10 protein-coding genes and 1 pseudogene are annotated in these 17,057 nt (G+C 71.6%); 6 read left to right on the top strand and 5 right to left on the bottom strand.

The window, feature by feature from the left end; genetic code table 11:
- Positions 1-11: 11 nt before the first annotated feature.
- Positions 12-3,651, top strand: a pseudogene (locus ACH4F6_RS17895) (hydantoinase B/oxoprolinase family protein).
- A complete protein-coding gene (locus ACH4F6_RS17890; RefSeq protein ID WP_397961149.1) occupies positions 3,632-4,237 on the top strand; it encodes a GTP-binding protein in 606 nt (201 codons plus the stop codon). The pseudogene ACH4F6_RS17895 and the gene ACH4F6_RS17890 overlap by 20 nt, the downstream one beginning before the upstream one ends.
- A 118-nt stretch (positions 4,238-4,355) precedes the next feature.
- On the opposite strand, the gene glpK is transcribed toward ACH4F6_RS17890, so the two are convergent.
- Together glpK and ACH4F6_RS17880 are read right to left on the bottom strand one after the other, a co-directional pair.
- Complete coding sequence (gene glpK / locus ACH4F6_RS17885; RefSeq protein ID WP_397961148.1) at positions 4,356-5,876, bottom strand: glycerol kinase GlpK; 1,521 nt, start codon at positions 5,874-5,876, stop codon at positions 4,356-4,358.
- Between the two features lie 59 nt (positions 5,877-5,935).
- Positions 5,936-6,685: an MIP/aquaporin family protein gene (locus tag ACH4F6_RS17880; protein ID WP_397961147.1), complete on the bottom strand. Its 750-nt coding sequence runs from the start codon at positions 6,683-6,685 to the stop codon at positions 5,936-5,938.
- A 534-nt stretch (positions 6,686-7,219) separates the two neighbouring features.
- On the opposite strand from ACH4F6_RS17880, the gene ACH4F6_RS17875 reads away from it, so the two are divergent.
- Both ACH4F6_RS17875 and ACH4F6_RS17870 read left to right on the top strand, forming a co-directional pair.
- Complete coding sequence (locus tag ACH4F6_RS17875) at positions 7,220-8,056, top strand: M15 family metallopeptidase (RefSeq protein ID WP_397961146.1); 837 nt, start codon at positions 7,220-7,222, stop codon at positions 8,054-8,056.
- A gap of 18 nt (positions 8,057-8,074) precedes the next feature.
- The gene (locus tag ACH4F6_RS17870; protein WP_397961145.1) at positions 8,075-8,611 is read left to right on the top strand and encodes an NUDIX domain-containing protein; all 537 of its coding nucleotides are present in this window, start codon (positions 8,075-8,077) and stop codon (positions 8,609-8,611) included.
- Here the strand turns inward: ACH4F6_RS17870 and ACH4F6_RS17865 are convergent.
- Positions 8,602-10,968: a TIM-barrel domain-containing protein gene (locus tag ACH4F6_RS17865; protein WP_397961144.1), complete on the bottom strand. Its 2,367-nt coding sequence runs from the start codon at positions 10,966-10,968 to the stop codon at positions 8,602-8,604. The two genes, ACH4F6_RS17870 and ACH4F6_RS17865, sit on opposite strands and share 10 nt — an antisense overlap.
- A 214-nt stretch (positions 10,969-11,182) precedes the next feature.
- Between ACH4F6_RS17865 and ACH4F6_RS17860 the strand changes: the two genes are divergently transcribed.
- Positions 11,183-13,150, top strand: a complete 1,968-nt coding sequence (locus ACH4F6_RS17860) for an acetoacetate--CoA ligase (RefSeq protein ID WP_397961143.1) — start codon at positions 11,183-11,185, stop codon at positions 13,148-13,150.
- Between the two features lie 247 nt (positions 13,151-13,397).
- Entirely contained in the window at positions 13,398-14,300 is a 903-nt protein-coding gene (locus ACH4F6_RS17855; protein ID WP_397961142.1) for a hypothetical protein, read from the top strand.
- 78 nt (positions 14,301-14,378) lie between these two features.
- Here ACH4F6_RS17855 and ptsP read toward each other — a convergent pair whose 3' ends face one another.
- Entirely contained in the window at positions 14,379-16,049 is a 1,671-nt protein-coding gene (gene ptsP / locus ACH4F6_RS17850) for a phosphoenolpyruvate--protein phosphotransferase (protein ID WP_397961141.1), read from the bottom strand.
- A gap of 75 nt (positions 16,050-16,124) precedes the next feature.
- Positions 16,125-16,574: a PTS glucose transporter subunit IIA gene (locus tag ACH4F6_RS17845; protein WP_397961140.1), complete on the bottom strand. Its 450-nt coding sequence runs from the start codon at positions 16,572-16,574 to the stop codon at positions 16,125-16,127.
- Between the last annotated feature and the right edge of the window lie 483 nt (positions 16,575-17,057).

Genomic DNA, 17,057 nt, shown 5'->3' with positions numbered 1-17,057 from the left:
GGGGTGAGGACGTGACCGGCTGGCAGTTCTGGGTGGACCGGGGCGGCACCTTCACCGACATCGTCGCGCGCCGCCCCGACGGCAGGCTGCTGACCCACAAGCTGCTGTCCGACAACCCGGCGCGGTACGCCGACGCGGCCGTCGCCGGCGTCCGCGCCTTGCTGGGGGAGGCCGGGGGCCCCGTCGACTCGGTCCGCATGGGCACGACCGTGGCCACCAACGCCCTGCTGGAACGCAAGGGCGAGCGCACCCTGCTCGTCGTCACCCGCGGCTTCCGCGACGCCCTGCGCATCGCCTACCAGAACCGGCCCCACATCTTCGCACGCCGCATCGACCTCCCCGAGCTGCTGTACGAGCGGGTCGTGGAGGTCGACGAGCGCATCGCCGCCGACGGCACCGTCCTGCGCGCTCCCGACCTGGACGCCCTCGCCGGGCCGTTGCGAGCGGCGTACGAGGACGGCATCCGGGCGGTCGCCGTCGTCTGCATGCACAGCCATCTCCACCCCGCCCACGAGCAGCAGGTGGGCCGGCTGGCCGCCCGCCTCGGTTTCCCGCAGATCTCGCTGTCCAGCGAGGTCAGCCCGCTGATGAAACTCGTCCCACGCGGGGACACGACGGTGGTCGACGCCTACCTGTCGCCCGTACTGCGCGGCTACGTCCGGCTCGTGGCCGACGAGCTCCAGGGCGTACGGCTGATGTTCATGCAGTCCAACGGCGGACTCGCCGAGGCCCACCAGTTCCGCGGCAAGGACGCCGTCCTGTCCGGTCCCGCGGGCGGCATCGTCGGCATGGCCCGCATGTCCCAGCTCGCCGGCTTCGACCGCGTCATCGGCTTCGACATGGGCGGCACCTCCACCGACGTCTCCCACTTCGCGGGCGAGTACGAGCGCGTCTTCACCACCCGGATCGCGGGCGTCCGCCTGCGGGCGCCCATGCTGGACATCCACACCGTCGCGGCGGGCGGCGGCTCCGTCCTCCACTTCGACGGCTCCCGCTACCGCGTGGGACCGGACTCGGCGGGCGCGGACCCGGGGCCCGCCTGCTACCGCGGCGGCGGTCCGCTCGCCGTCACCGACGCCAACGTGATGCTCGGCCGCATCCAGCCCGCGCACTTCCCGCACGTGTTCGGCCCGCACGGCGACCGGCCCCTCGACGACGCCCTCGTCCGCGACCGCTTCACCGCCCTCGCGCGCGAGATCCGCGAGAGGACCGGCGACGACCGCACGCCGGAGCAGGTCGCCGAGGGATTCCTCCAGATCGCCGTCACCAACATCGCCAACGCGGTGAAGCGGATCTCCGTGCAGAAGGGCCACGACGTCACCCGCTACGTCCTCACCACCTTCGGCGGCGCCGGCGGTCAGCACGCGTGCATGGTCGCCGACTCGCTCGGTGTCCGCACCGTCCTCGTGCCCCCCGCGGCCGGTGTCCTGTCCGCGCTCGGCATCGGCCTCGCCGACACCACGGCCATGCGCGAGCAGTCCGTCGAGACGCCCCTGGAGGCCGCGTCCCTGCCCGGGATCCGCAGGACGGCCGACGCCCTGGAGGCGGCCGCCCGCGCCGAACTCCTCGCCGAGGACGTGCCCGACGAGCACATCCGGGTCACCCGCCGGGCCCAGCTCCGCTACGACGGCACCGACACCACCCTCACCGTCGAGCTGACCGAGCCCGCCGCGATGAGACACGTCTTCGAAGAACGTCATCGCGCCACGTACTCCTTCACCCTCGACCGCCCGATCGTCGTCGAAGCCCTCTCCGTCGAAGCCACCGGCATCACCGAACCCCCCGATCTCTCCGCCCTCGCCCCGTACGAGGGCCGCGCCGCCGCCCCCGGGACCGTCCGCCTCCACACCGGCGGCACCTGGCGCGGCGTACTCCTCCACCGCCGTGAGGACCTGCCTCCCGGCGAAACCGTCACCGGCCCCGCGATCATCGCGGAAGCCGGCGCGACGACCGTCGTCGACGACGGCTGGCGGGCCGCGACGACCCGCGACGGGCATCTGCTCATGGAACGCGCGGCGGTCACGCAGAGTTCCGATCTCGCCACACAGGTCGATCCGGTTCTTCTCGAGGTCTTCAACAACCTCTTCACCTCCATCGCGGAACAGATGGGCGCCCGCCTGGAGTCGACGGCCCAGTCGGTCAACATCAAGGAACGCCTCGACTTCTCCTGCGCCCTCTTCGATCCCGACGGAAACCTGGTGGCCAACGCCCCTCACATCCCCGTCCACCTGGGTTCGATGGGAACCAGCGTCAAGGAGGTCGTCCGCCGCCGCGGCCCCGGGATGCGCCCCGGCGACACGTACGCGGTCAACGACCCGTACCACGGCGGCACCCACCTGCCCGACGTCACCGTGATCACCCCGGTCTTCGGCACCGCGCACACGTCGGACACGGACGGTGACCGAGCGGTCCTCTTCCACGTCGCCTCCCGCGGCCACCACGCCGAGATCGGCGGCATCGCCCCCGGCTCCATGCCGGCGAACAGCCGCACCATCGACGACGAGGGCGTCCTCTTCGACGACTGGCTCCTCGCCCAGGACGGCCGCTTCCGCGAGGAGGAGACCCTCCGGCTGCTCACGGACGCGCCCCACCCCTCCCGCGACCCCAGGACCAACCTCGCCGACCTGCGTGCCCAGATCGCCGCCAACCAGAAGGGCGTCGACGAGGTCGCCCGCATGATCGAGGACTTCGGCCTCGACGTCGTACAGGCCTACATGAGGCACGTCCAGGACAACGCCGAGGAAGCCGTGCGCCGCGTCATCGACGCCCTCGACGACGGCGAGTACGCCTACGAGACCGACGCGGGCGCCGTCATCCGGGTACGCGTGCGCGTGGACCGCGAGAACCGCTCCGCGACCGTCGACTTCACCGGCACCTCAGCCCAACTGACGACGAACTTCAACGCCCCCTACGCGGTCGTCAACGCGGCCGTCCTCTACGTCTTCCGCACCTTGGTCGCCGACGACATCCCGCTCAACGACGGCTGCCTGCGCCCCCTGACGATCGTCGTCCCGCGCGGTTCGCTGCTGGCCCCCGAACCCCCCGCGGCCGTCGTCGCGGGCAACGTCGAGACGTCCCAGGCGATCACCGGCGCCCTCTACGCGGCGCTCGGCGTCCAGGCCGAGGGGTCCGGCACGATGAACAACGTCACCTTCGGCAACGAACGCCACCAGTACTACGAGACCGTGGGGTCCGGATCCGGTGCCGGCGACGGCTTCCCCGGCGCGAGCGTCGTCCAGACCCACATGACCAACTCCCGTCTGACCGACCCCGAGATCCTGGAGTGGCGGCTCCCCGTACGGCTCGACGAGTTCGCCGTCCGGGACGGCAGCGGCGGCGCCGGCCGGTGGCGCGGCGGGGACGGCGCCGTGCGCCGCATCCGGTTCCTGGAGTCCATGACCGTCTCCACCCTGTCCCAGCACCGCCGGGTCCCTCCGTACGGCATGGCCGGCGGAGCCCCCGGCGCGCTGGGCGCCAACCGCGTGGAACGCGCGGACGGCACCGTCGTCGAACTCGGCGGCAGCGACTGTGTGGACGTCGGCCCCGGCGACGTCCTCGTCATCGAAACCCCCGGCGGCGGGGGCTACGGCCCTCCGCCCCATGACCCCCCATCAAGCAGGAGAAGTGATCGATGATCTTCGGGCGTTCTGAGCGCGGCAAGCCCCCGGTCGAGCCCGTCACGCTCAAGATCCTGGTGGCCGGAGGCTTCGGCGTGGGCAAGACCACCCTCGTCGGCTCCGTCAGCGAGATCAGGCCGCTGCGCACCGAGGAGTTCCTCACCGAGGCGGGCCGGCCGGTCGACGACACCACGGGCGTCGAACGCAAGCACACGACCACCGTCGCCATGGACTTCGGGCGCATCACCTTGCGCGAGGACCTGGTGCTGTACCTGTTCGGGACGCCCGGCCAGGAGCGGTTCTGGTTCATGTGGGACGAGCTCTCCGAGGGCGCGCTCGGCGCCGTCGTGCTCGCGGACACGCGCCGCCTGGAGGACTGTTTCGCCGCCGTCGACTATTTCGAGCGCCGGTCCATCCCCTTCGTCGTCGGCGTCAACTGCTTCGAGGGCGCGGCCCGTTACCCGGCCGAGGACGTGCGCGGGGCACTCGACCTCGACGATGACGTACCGGTGGTGCTGTGCGACGCCCGCGACCGCGGCTCGGTCAAGGACGTCCTGGTCGGCGTCGTCGAACACGCCTTGGAGTACGGCGCCGAGCGCCGCCGGGCCGTCACCACCTGAAGCCGCGGGCACGGCCCGTACCCCCCGCCGACAGGGGGTACGGGCCGCGGTCCGAGGCGGCGAGGGACCGGTGCCCGCCCACGGGGAGGGGCGAGAACCGCCCGCGAACCGCGCCGGCCTACGCCTCGCCGTCCTCCGACCACCCGAAGCTCTTCTCCACGGCCCTGCGCCAGTTGCGGTACTCGCGGTCGCGCACCGACGCCTCCATCGACGGTGTCCACTCGGCGTCCCTCTGCCAGTGCGCCTTCAGTTCGTCGAGGCCGTTCCACACACCGGTGGCCAGTCCGGCGGCGTAGGCGGCGCCCAGGCAGGTCGTCTCCGAGACCCGGGGCCGGATCACGGGCACCCCGAGCACATCCGCCTGGTGCTGCATGAGCAGGTTGTTCTTCGTCATGCCGCCGTCCACCTTCAGGGTCGTGATCCGGACCCCGGAATCCTGGTACATGGCGTCCACGACCTCCCGGGTCTGCCAGCTCGTCGCCTCCAGCACCGCGCGCGCGAGATGGGCCTTGGTGACGTACCGGGTGAGCCCGGTGACGACACCGCGCGCGTCGGACCGCCAGTACGGCGCGAACAGCCCGGAGAAGGCGGGCACGATGTACGCGCCGCCGTTGTCGTCGACGCTCGCCGCCAGGGTCTCGATCTCGTCAGCCGTACGGATGATGCCGAGCTGGTCGCGGAACCACTGCACGAGCGCACCCGTCACGGCGATCGAACCCTCCAGGCAGTACACGGGTGCCTCGTCGCCGATCTTGTAGCCCATGGTCGTCAGCAGCCCGTTCTTGGACGGAACCGGCCGGTTGCCGGTGTTCAGCAACAGGAAGCTGCCCGTCCCGTACGTGTTCTTCGCGGTCCCCACGTCGTAGCAGGCCTGGCCGAACACCGCCGCCTGCTGGTCGCCCAGCGCCGAGGCGACCGGCACTCCGGAGAGCTGGCCGACGGCGGTGCCGTACACCTCGGCGGAGGACCTGATCTCGGGCAGGACGGCCTCGGGCACGTTCATCGCGGACAGGATGGACGTGTCCCACTGGAGGGTCTCCAGGTTCATCAGCAGGGTGCGCCCGGCGTTGGTCACGTCGGTGATGTGCCGGCCGCCGTCGACGCCGCCCGTGAGGTTCCAGACGAGCCAGGAGTCGATGGTGCCGAAGGCGATCTCGCCGCGCTCGGCACGGTCCCTGAGCCCGGGCACGTTGTCGAGCAGCCAGGCCGCCTTCGGGCCGGAGAAGTAGCTGGCCAGCGGCAGACCGGTCTGCTCGCGGAAACGGTCCTGCCCGTCGCTGCCGCCCAGTTCGCCGCAGAGCGCGGCGGTCCGGGTGTCCTGCCACACGATCGCGTTGTGGACGGGCTTGCCCGTGGCGCGGTCCCACAGCACGGTCGTCTCGCGCTGGTTGGTGATGCCCAGCGCGCTGAGCTGGTCCGCCCGCAGCCCGGCCTTGGCGATCGCCCCGGCGACCACCGCCTGCACCTTGGACCAGATCTCGGTGGCGTCGTGCTCCACCCAGCCGGGTTTGGGGAAGATCTGGCGGTGCTCACGCTGGTCCACGGCGACGATCGCGCCGTTCCTGTCGAAGATGATGCAGCGGCTCGACGTGGTGCCCTGGTCGATCGCGGCGACGTACTTCTCGGCGTTGTCCGTCATGGCTGCCCCTTGGGCTGGGTTCGGGAAGGCTGTTCGGATGCTGCGCTGCTCGGGGCCCCTCAGAAGGCCGCGTTGTAGAGGAGGCCGGCGAGCGCTCCGCCGATCAGCGGGCCGACGACGGGGATCCAGGCGTAACCCCAGTCGGAGGTGCCCTTGTTCGGGATCGGCAGGAAGGCGTGGACGATGCGGGGCCCGAGGTCGCGTGCGGGGTTGATGGCGTAGCCGGTGGGGCCGCCGAGGGAGAGCCCGATGCCGACGACGAGCAGGGACACGATCAGCACGAGCGTGCCGGACTGGCCCAGCCCCTCCGTGAGCCCGAAGGCGAGGACCGGCAGGACCAGGGCGACGGTCGCGATGATCTCGGTGATCAGGTTGGCGACCGGGTTCCGGATCTCGGGGATGGTGGAGAAGATGCCGAGCGTCGGCGTCGGTTCCTCGGTCGTGCCCTCCGTGGTGCCCGTCTCCCGCACGTTCGCCTGGAACTGCGCGAGGTACACCAGGTAGGCGAGAACGGCGCCGAGCATCGCGCCGATGATCTGCCCCAGGAGGTAGACCCAGACCTTGCCCCACTCGCCCGTGTCGACGGCGATCCCCAGGGTGACGGCCGGATTGAGGTGCCCGCCGGACAGCGGCGCGGCGGTGTACGCCCCGGCCAGCACACCGAACCCCCAGCCGAAGGCGATCACCACCCATCCCGAGGCGCGGGCCTTGGAGTGTCTGAGGGTGACGGCGGCGCAGACTCCCGCGCCGAACAGGATGAGGACGGCCGTTCCGATGACCTCGCCGACGAATACGTCTCCGTTGCTCATGGCTGCTCCTAGGCCCGGCCCGGGGCGATCGGCCCCGGTGCTCCGTGCAGGGTGCGGTTCCCGTGGCTGCTTCGGCCAAGGCAGGGGGGTCCCGCGCCCCGCCCGGCGTCCGTGACGAGCGTGCCGTCGTAGCCGCATCGCCCGCGGTGAGTGGGCCGGGGATGGGGGAGCCCGGCAGGCGCAGTGCCTGGTACGCCGTGAATGTACGGCGATGTCGGCTGACACCGGGAAGTGTTCACCGGCACTCAGGGGGCGTCAAGGAGGGTGACGGCAACGGTTGGGCAGGCCGGGGTCCGGGTCACGGGCCGCCGGCATCCGCACCGGTGGTGTCGCGGGCGGAGGCCCGGCCGGCGCCGGGCGCGCCGAAAACGCGCCCCACGCGCGTGCGTTCCCCGGGCGGGAGCCCTCACCGCGAAGGCCGTCGGCTGTCCGGTGACACGCACGCGGACGAAAGGCGAGGGGTGTACCGCGCTCGCGGTGGAGCACATGCGATCACTTCCCCCGCGGACCACTGTCCTGGTAAATGGAGGAGACATGACACGACTCTCCAGTGCCGTACGCGGTGTCGTCACCGCGCTCGCCGCCCTGCTGACCGTCACCGTCGCCTCCGCCACCGCCCGCGCCCACACCGGGCCCACGGCCCCCGCCGGCTTCGTCGCCCTCAGGTCCGTGGACCCGACGATCCTCCAGGAGATGCGCTACTTCACCCCGCACAACTTCGTCGGCGCACGCATCGACGGCTACCGCCGGCCGCTGTGCATCCTCACCCGGCCGGCCGCCCAGGCCCTCCACAGGGCGCAGACGAAGCTCCTGCGGCAGGGATACACACTCAAGGTGTACGACTGCTACCGGCCGCAGCGCGCCGTGAACCACTTCGTCCGCTGGGCACAGGACCTCGACGACGAGGCGATGAAAGCCGAGTTCTATCCGAACGTCGACAAGTCCCGCCTCTTCGAGGACGGTTACATCGCCGAGAAGTCAGGCCACAGCCGCGGTTCGACCGTGGACCTCACGCTCGTGAAGCTCCCGGCCCGACCGACCCCGCCCTACGTACCCGGAAAGCCCCTCGTGCCGTGCCACGCGCCACAGGACGAGCGCTTCCCGGACAACTCCGTCGACATGGGCACCGGCTTCGACTGCTTCGACACCCTCAGCCACACCCTCGACCCGCGCGTCCAGGGCGAGCAGCGCGCCAACCGGCTGCTCCTGAAGAGCACCCTCGAGGAACTCGGCTTCGTCAACCTCGCCGAGGAGTGGTGGCACTACACCTTCAAGCCCGAGCCGTACCCGGACACCTACTTCGACTTCCCCGTCTCCGCCAAGTCGCTCACCAGGACGTCCGCACCGCCCGTGCACGACGCCCTCTCGTGATCGGATACAGTCCGCCGCGTGTTCGAAACTCAGCACCCCACCTCCAACTCCCCGCGCGGCTCCCACTGTTCGGCCTGCGGAGCGCCCTACGGGGAGGGCGTCACGGGCTGGCCCCGCACCTGCCCGGCCTGCGCCACCGTGGCCTACCGCAACCCGCTGCCGGTCGCTGTCGCGCTCCAGCCCGTGTACGACACGAAGGGCACCGCCCTGGTCGTCATCACACGGACCATCGATCCCGCGCGCGGGGGCATCGCCCTGCCCGGCGGATACATCGACGACCGCGAGGACTGGCGGCAGGCGGTCGTCCGCGAACTCGGGGAGGAGACGGGCATCGACGCCGCGAGCCACGACGTACGCCTCGCCGACGCCATGAGCTCTCCCGACGGCCACCTCCTCCTCTTCGGCCTCCTGCCGGAACGCCCCGCGGACCGGCTGCCGACGTCCGCCACCACCGACGAGACGGAGGGCTGGCACCTCCTGCGCAGGCCGGAGGAACTGGCCTTCCCGCTGCACACGCTCGCGGTGCGGGCGTTCTTCGAGGGCCGCTACGTCTGAGGCGCCCCGTCGAGCCCGCGCACGCGCACGGGGTGGGACGGCTCACGCACGCCGTCCTCACCCTCCCGTTCGACGACGACCCCGCGGTCCCCCGCCCAGCGGGCCACGTACCGCTCGATCTCCGGCTCGCCCCACCCGTCACCCGCGTCCTGCACCACCAGCCCCCCACCGGTGCGCCCCGGGGCCGGCGCCCACGCCTCCAGCTCCAACCGGCCGTCCTCCGCCCGCACCGGTATGACGGCACCCGCGCGCGCGAGCACCGGGACGCGCGCCAGGGGAGCGTCGACGTGCACCCGGCCCGGCCCCTCGTACGCCTTTCCCGTCGCCGTGTCGTACCAGCGCCCCCGCGGCAACCGGACCGCCCGCCGGTCCGTGCCCGGGGCGAGGACCGGGGCCACCAGAAGACAGTCGCCCAGCAGGAACGCGTCCTCGCAGTCCCGCAGCGCCCGGTCCTCGGGCGCCGCCCACCACAGAGGACGCACGTAGGGAGCCCCCGTACGCCGGGCCAGGTGCGCCAGCGTCAGGAAGTACGGCAGCAGCCGCCGGCGTTCCACGAGCGCCACGCGCGCGTGCTCCAGCACCTCGGCACCGAAATCCCACGGCTCCCCGCGTCCCGCCCGCGTACGGAACAGCGGCAGGTAGGCGCCCAGCTGGAACGAGCGCAGATACAGCTCGGCGGAGGAACTGCCGTCGACACCGCCGATGCCCGGCCCCGAGTACGGCACTCCGCACAGCCCCAGGCCGATGACCAGCGACAGGGAGGCCCGCAGCCCCGGCCAGTCCATGGCGGCGTTCCCGGACCAGGCACCTCCGTAGCGCTGCAGGCCGGCCCACCCGGAGCGCGACAGGACGAACGGGCGCTCCTCGGGGACCAGCTCGCGCAACCCCTCGTAGCCGGCCTGAGCCATGCACAGCCCGTAGACGTTGTGCGCCTCCCGGTGATCGCCGCCACGCCCCTCCAGGTCGTGCCGGGCCGACCGGGGGAGGGTCTGCTCACCGAAGGCCGTGAACGACGCCGGCTCGTTCATGTCGTGCCAGAACCCGGAGAACCCCTGTGCCAGCCGCTCCGCGTACAGGCCACCCCACCATCTCCGCACGCGCGCGTGCGTGAAATCCGGGTAGACCGACTCACCCGGCCGCATGACGCCCTCGACGAGCCGCCCGGAAGCGTCCCGCACGAACGCGTCCTCGGCGACGCCGCCGTCACGGACGGCGTTACCCGGGGAGGCCTTCACCGCCGGATCGACGACCGACACCAGCCGGATCCCGTCACGCCGCAGCTCCTCGGCGAGCACCGGCAGCTTGGGGTAACGCTCCTGGTCGACGGTGAACACCTGACGGTCGTCGAGGTGGTCGACGTCCAGGTGGACCGCGTCGAGCGGCAGGCCGTGCTCCAGGTAACCCGCGACCATGCGCCGCACCTCCTGCTCGTCCCCGACGCCCCGCCACGCGTGATGATGACCGAGCGCCCACGCGGGCGGCAGCGCGGGCGCCCCGGTGAGCGAAGCCCAGGCGAGCAGCACGCGCGCGGGGGTCCCCACCATCACCCAGCAGCGCACAGGGCCGCCGTCCATCCGCACCTCGGACGTCCCGGCCCGGTCGTGCCCGGAGCCTGCCCCCTCCTCGCCCTCCCGCACGATCACCCGGCCGTCCCACGAGGTGTCGTAGAAGGCCAGATGAGCGGCCGCGTCGGCCACCACGAACTGCACCGGCATCGTCAGGTACAGCGGATCGTCCCCACGGCCGAACGCGCGCCCGGGACCGGTGTTCCACAGCCGGTACGTCCCGTCGCGCAGACGCGGCCCGGACGCCCGGGCGCCGAGCCCGAAGAAACGCGCGTCCGCCGCCACCTCCGACCGCTGCATCCAGCGCCCGGGACCGCCCTCCTGCGGCTCCCACCACCGGGGCGGCAGATCGCGCCGCAGCGTCACCCCTCCCGGCGTGCACACCTCGATCGCACCGTGCTTGGAGATCACGACCGTCACCCGCTCGGCCACGACCCGCCAGCCACCGTCCTTGTCCGGCTCCAGCACCGCCCGGGGATCCGCCTCCGGGCAGCGCCCCGCCAGCGCGTACGACGGCTCGGGACCGGCCCCGTCCCAGCCCCAGAAGACCGCCCCGTTGACGGCGACGTGGACACGCAGCTCCGAGCGGCCGAACCGGATCCTTCCGCCACCGGGCCCGGGCTCCACCGCCTGCACCTGCCCGGGCACCCTCGCCCGCTCGGCCCCCCGGGCCGGCAGCGCACCCGCGTCGGCACGTCGCCTGCGCCATGCCGCCCGCACGGTGCGCAACCCCTGGGCGGCCCCCGCGGAGCCGACCGACTTCACCGAACGCACCAGGTCACGACCGTCCATGCTGCTCACCCTGCCACTCGCCGCCCCACACGCGCGGGTCGTTCAACTGCCGTTCACCCGTGCCAGGACCACATCTTCACGACACGGACTGTGTGGGGCGCACCCTGGTGCAGAAGTCGATCACATGGCATCGTCCGTGTCAGCCGCGTCACGCGCACACCCCAGCACGTGCGCGGGCCGACGCACACGACGCGCACAGTCCGGGAGCCGCCCCATGTCGACCGTGAACCCCGAGCCGCTCTGGCGGCCCGATCCCCAGCGCATCACCCAGGCCCAAGTCACCAGATTCCAGTCCTGGGCGGCCGAACACCACGGCGCGCCCTCCGAAGGCGGCTACCCGGCCCTGCACCGCTGGTCCGTCGACGAACTGGAGACGTTCTGGAAGGCCGTCACGGAGTGGTTCGACGTCCGCTTCGCCACGCCGTACACGCGCGTGCTGGGCGACCGCTCCATGCCCGGCGCCCGGTGGTTTCCCGGAGCGACGCTGAACTACGCCGAGCACGCCCTGCGCGCGAGCGCCACCCGCGCGGACGAACCGGCCCTGCTGTACGTGGACGAGACCCATGAACCGCGCCCGGTGACCTGGTCCGAGCTGCGCCGCCAGGTCGGCTCCCTCGCCGCCGAGCTGCGGGACCTCGGGGTACGGCCCGGGGACCGGGTCAGCGGCTACCTCCCGAACATTCCGCAGGCCGTGGTCGCCCTGCTCGCCACCGCGGCCGTGGGCGGCGTCTGGACCTCCTGCGCGCCCGACTTCGGCGCCCGCAGCGTCCTCGACCGCTTCCAGCAGGTCGAGCCCGTCGTCCTGTTCACCGTGGACGGCTACCGCTACGGCGGCAAGGAGCACGACCGCCGGGACGCCGTCGCCGAACTGCGCCGCGAACTGCCGACCCTGCGCGCGGTGGTCCACATCCCGCTCCTGGGCACCGACGCACCGGAAGGAGCCCTGGAGTGGTCGGCCCTGACGGCCGCGGACGTCGACCCCGTCTTCGAACAGGTCCCCTTCGACCATCCCCTGTGGGTGCTCTACTCCTCCGGCACGACCGGCCTGCCCAAGGCCATCGTCCAGTCCCAGGGCGGCATCCTGGTCGAACACCTCAAGCAGCTCGGCCTGCACTGCGACCTGGGCCCCGGGGACCGCTTCTTCTGGTACACCTCCACCGGCTGGATGATGTGGAACTTCCTCGTCTCCGGCCTCCTGACGGGCACCACGGTCGTCCTCTACGACGGCAGCCCCGGCTACCCCGACACGGCCGCCCAGTGGCGCGTCGCCGACCGCACGAAGGCCACCCTGTACGGCACTTCCGCCGCGTACGTGATGGCCTGCCGCAAGGCCGACGTCCACCCGGCACGCGACTTCGACCTGTCCACGGTGCAGTGTGTCGCGACCACGGGCTCGCCGCTCCCGCCCGACGGGTTCCGCTGGCTGCACGACGAGGTCGGCGACGACGTGTGGATCGCCTCCGTCAGCGGCGGCACGGACGTCTGCTCCTGCTTCGCCGGCGCCGTCCCCACCCTCCCCGTGTACACCGGTGAACTCCAGGCGCCCGGCCTCGGCACCGACCTGCAGTCCTGGGACCCGGAAGGCCGTCCCCTGGTCGACGAGGTGGGCGAACTCGTCGTCACCAACCCCATGCCGTCCATGCCGGTCCACTTCTGGAACGACCCCGACGGCGGTCGCTACCACGACAGCTACTTCGCCACCTATCCCGGCGTCTGGCGCCACGGCGACTGGATCACCGTGACCTCACGCGGCTCCGTCGTGATCCACGGCCGCTCCGACTCCACACTGAACCGCCAAGGCGTCCGCATGGGCTCGGCGGACATCTACGAAGCCGTGGAGCGACTCCCCGAGATCAGGGAGTCCCTGGTCATCGGCATCGAACAGCCCGACGGCGGCTACTGGATGCCCCTCTTCGTCCACCTCGCGCCCGGAGCCGTCCTCGACGAGGCGCTCCTCGACCGCATCAAGCGGACCATCCGCGAACAGCTCTCCCCGCGCCACGTCCCCGACGAGATCATCGAGGTGCCCGGAGTCCCGCACACCCTCACCGGGAAACGCATCGAGGTCCCGGTGAAGCGACTCCTCCAGGGCACCCCCCTGGAGAGAGCGGTCAATCCGGGCTCCATCGACAACCTCGACCTGCTGCACTTCTACGAGGACATCGCCCGCAAGCGAGCCTGACGCCTTCACCGGAGCCGCTCACCCCCTCCCGCGGACGGCCTCGGACTCGACGCGCACGACCGCGAGCCCGGGGCCGATCGGGGCTGCGGCCGCCACCCACACTCCAACGGACGGTCACCACGACGACAGGTGCCCTGACCTGCGCCATCACGCCGCACCTGACCTGTGGGCGGCTCCCGCACCCCGGTTGTCAGTGCCGTCGATTACTGTGAGTGAGCATTGATCGCCTGTCCGCACAGGGGGAAACATGGCACACATCGACGACCAGACCATGCGCCGCGTCCTGCGCCGCGAAATCGCGGGCACCATCGGCCTGCTCACCGACGAACACGACTTCCGTGCCATGCGGCGCTACCGGAGCTTCACCTTCGACGACCACGTCACCTACCTCCAGCAGGTCGAGGGCCTCCTCAGGACCCGCGCCCTCCAGGGCATCCACACCACGGTCGCCCTTTTCGACCCCCAGGAGTACGCCGAGTTCTGCGCCGCCAGGGGACTCGACCCCGACACCCCGGCCCACCGCACCCGCTTCACCGCCGAACTCGCGACCACCGGCCCCACCCTGCCTTACGAGGGCCAGCCCCTGGCCGAGCTCGTCCCCGCCCTGGTCGACGAGGCCGTCCGCCAGGCGACCTGGGAGTACGCGGCGACCCTGCTGGCCAGGCTCGGCGCCTGCGCGAGCTGCGGCGAAGACCTCGGCCGCGCGGCGTTCGCGGAGGCCTCCGACCTCCTCAGCCGCATCCTCGACACCGCACCACTGGGCAACAGGCACCTCGTCTGCAGTGTCACGGGCACTCCGGAAACGCTCATCGCCGTCCTCCACGCCGACCAGGCCCCGAACGGCACCACACCTCTCGACGAGGCCGAGGCCCTCGAGTTCACCACCGTCCTCGCCCTCGGCCTCGCCACCCAGAGCCCCGGCGGCCTGGTCATGCGCACCGTCACCCCGGGCGCCCCGGACCGGATCTACGGGTGGCGGCTGCGCGGCGACGGACTCGCCCCCCTCACGGCCGGCGAGGTCTTCGACGCGTACTGCACGGACGTCGAGTCGGGGGACCTCATCCCGCCCGAGTCCGGCGTCGACTACGGCGAACCGCCCGACCTCGGCCAGGAGGGGCGGGAGGGCCCGACGCCGGGCCACCACCACTGACGCCTGAGGAGGGGCGCCCCCGAAGGCGGAGCGCCCCTCCTCACCAGCCGAACGCCGACTCGGCCCGTACCGGCTCGGCTACTCGCCGGACAGCACGGCCTGCGCCGCGTTCCGCGCCTCCTCGGCGCTGTCGGTCGCGCGCGCGGCCGCGGCGGCCCGCTCGCACTGCGCCAGCGTGTACTTCGCGAGCGTCGCCCGCACATAAGGAATGGACGCCGACCCCATGGACAGGGAGGTGACGCCGAGACCGGTCAGGACACACGCGAGCAGCGGGTCGGACGCGGCCTCCCCGCAGACACCACAGCTCTTGCCCTCGGCCCTGGCCGCCTCGGCGGACAGCGCCACCAGGTCGAGCAGCGCGGGCTGCCACGGATCCTGCAGACGGGAGACCGCACCCACCTGGCGGTCGGCGGCGAAGGTGTACTGCGCGAGGTCGTTCGTCCCCAGCGACAGGAACTCCACCTCCCGCAGGATCGAACGGGCCCGCAGCGCGGCCGACGGGATCTCCACCATCGCACCGAACTTCGCCCGCAACCCGGCCGCACGGCACGCGTCCGCGAAAGCCTTGGCGTCGGCGCGGTCCGCCACCATCGGGGCCATCACCTCGAGGTGGACGGGCAGGCCCTCGGCGGCCTCGGCGAGCGCCGCCAGCTGGGTGCGCAGGATCTCGGGGTGGTCCAGCAGCGTCCGCAGCCCGCGCACGCCCAGCGCCGGGTTCGGCTCGTCCGCCGGGGTCAGGAAGTCCAGCGGTTTGTCCGCGCCCGCGTCCAGCACGCGCACGACGACCCGCCCTTCGGGGAACGCCTCGAGCACCTGCCGATAGGCCTCGACCTGCTTCTTGGCGGACGGCGCGTTCTTGCTGTCGTCGAGGAACAGGAACTCGGTACGGAACAGACCGACGCCCTCCGCACCGGCCTCCACGGCGGCCGGCACATCGGCGGGCCCGCCGATGTTCGCGAGCAACGGCACCTGGTGACCGTCGGCCGTGGCACCGGGCCCGGTCGAGGACGCGAGGGCCGCCCTGCGCTCCGCAGCCGCGGCCGTGAGCCGCGCCTTCTTGTCGTCGCTCGGATTCACGAAGATCTCGCCGGTGCTGCCGTCGACGGCGATCACCGTGCCCTCGACGAGCTCACCGGCCCCCGGCAGCGCCACCACCGCCGGCACCCCCAGGGCGCGGGCCAGGATCGCGCTGTGGCTGGTCGGGCCGCCCTCCTCCGTGACGAACCCGAGCACCAGCGTCGGGTCCAGCAGAGCCGTGTCGGCCGGCGCCAGGTCCCGGGCGACGAGCACGTACGGCTCGTCACTGTCCGGGACCCCCGGCATCGGAACGCCGAGCAGACGGGCGACGATACGATTCCGCACGTCGTCGAGGTCGGCCACACGACCGGCGAGGTACTCGCCGGCCCCCGCCAGAAGCTCACGGTAGGCGGCGAGCGCGTCGTACACGGCACGCTCGGCCGTGCTCCCGACAGCGATACGCCGCTCCACGTCCGCCATCAGCTCGGGGTCCTGGGCCATCATGGCCTGTGCCTCGAGCACGGCCTGGGCTTCGCCCCCCGCCAGATTGCCGCGCGCCATCAGATCGGCTGCCACGGCTTCCACGGCCTTGCGGGCGCGCCCCTGCTCACGCTCCGCCTCCTCCGCCGGAATCTGCTTGGCGGGCGGTTCGAGTACCGCCGTTCCCATGTGCCGGACCTCGCCGATCGCCACACCGTGGCTCACACCGACGCCTCGCAGCGTTGTCTCCATCTCACCCGTCTCCGATAGTGCGGCGGGTCCCGCCGCGATGGTCGTCCTACGTGCCGTCATACGGCGGCTTCGGCGTCAGTGCCAGGAAAAGAGAACGTCGCCGGTCTTCACGTCGCCGTCCTCACGGAGCCCGGCGAGGGCGTCGGACGTGGCCTCCAGCGCCACGATCGGGCACACCGCGGACTTGCCGGCCTCCTCCACCGCCGCCGGATTCCAGCGCACGATCCCCTGTCCGCGCGTGACGGTGTCGCCCTTGTTCACAAGGAGCTCGAAGCCCTCGCCGTTGAGTTGCACGGTGTCGATGCCGAGGTGGGTGAGCACACCATGTCCCTCGGCGTCCACCACCACGAAGGCATGGGGGTGGAGGGAGACGATGACTCCGTCCACGGGCGAGACAGCCTCGGAGGGCTCACGCACCGGGTCGATCGCAGTCCCCGGGCCGACCATGGCCCCGGAGAAAACCGGATCCGGCACGGCGGCCAGTCCGATGGCGCGTCCTGCCAGAGGGGACGTCACGGTGGTCATGGGAAGCCTCCCGGAGGTGGAGATATATACGGAACCGTCACTGTGGGACCGGGACGGCGCACTGTGCAGCAGGGTATGTCACGGTAAGTGCCGATTCGCACGCCTGATCCCGATCCGTGGTCTAGACCACTAGCCTAATCGATTTGCACGCGCTCCGCGCCCCCGTGTACTGTCGTATCCCTGCCTGAGGGTGAGCGACGTGAACGAGCGCGCTCGACCGAGCAGCATCCAACTTGTCAGAACCTAATCTCTGGGTGATCTTCTGCATGCCTGCAGGAGGGTGGTCAGAGAGGCGGGAAAAGCCTGATAAAGTCGGAACCGCCGGAAAGGAAACCGCGAGTCAAAAGCGGGAACCTGGAAAGCGCCGAGGAAATCGGATCGGAAAAAGGATCTGATAGAGTCGGAGACGCAAGACCGAAGGGAAGCGCCCGGAGGAAAGCCCGCGAGGGTGAGTACGAAGGAAGCGTCCGTTCCTTGAGAACT

Source organism: Streptomyces sp. NPDC017936 (genome assembly GCF_044328485.1).
Taxonomy (GTDB): Bacteria; Actinomycetota; Actinomycetes; order Streptomycetales; family Streptomycetaceae; genus Streptomyces.
The sequence above is the reverse complement of the archived record's forward strand: the minus strand, read 5'-3'. Positions and strand labels throughout refer to the sequence as shown.

Coding starts and splice junctions, on each gene's coding strand:
- ACH4F6_RS17890 (WP_397961149.1), top strand. CDS start 3,632: ATGATCTTCGGGCGTTCTGAGCGCGGCAAGCCCCCGGTCGAGCCCGTC.
- glpK (WP_397961148.1), bottom strand. CDS start 5,876: ATGACGGACAACGCCGAGAAGTACGTCGCCGCGATCGACCAGGGCACC.
- ACH4F6_RS17880 (WP_397961147.1), bottom strand. CDS start 6,685: ATGAGCAACGGAGACGTATTCGTCGGCGAGGTCATCGGAACGGCCGTC.
- ACH4F6_RS17875 (WP_397961146.1), top strand. CDS start 7,220: ATGACACGACTCTCCAGTGCCGTACGCGGTGTCGTCACCGCGCTCGCC.
- ACH4F6_RS17865 (WP_397961144.1), bottom strand. CDS start 10,968: ATGGACGGTCGTGACCTGGTGCGTTCGGTGAAGTCGGTCGGCTCCGCG.
- ACH4F6_RS17860 (WP_397961143.1), top strand. CDS start 11,183: ATGTCGACCGTGAACCCCGAGCCGCTCTGGCGGCCCGATCCCCAGCGC.
- ACH4F6_RS17855 (WP_397961142.1), top strand. CDS start 13,398: ATGGCACACATCGACGACCAGACCATGCGCCGCGTCCTGCGCCGCGAA.
- ptsP (WP_397961141.1), bottom strand. CDS start 16,049: ATGGAGACAACGCTGCGAGGCGTCGGTGTGAGCCACGGTGTGGCGATC.
- ACH4F6_RS17845 (WP_397961140.1), bottom strand. CDS start 16,574: ATGACCACCGTGACGTCCCCTCTGGCAGGACGCGCCATCGGACTGGCC.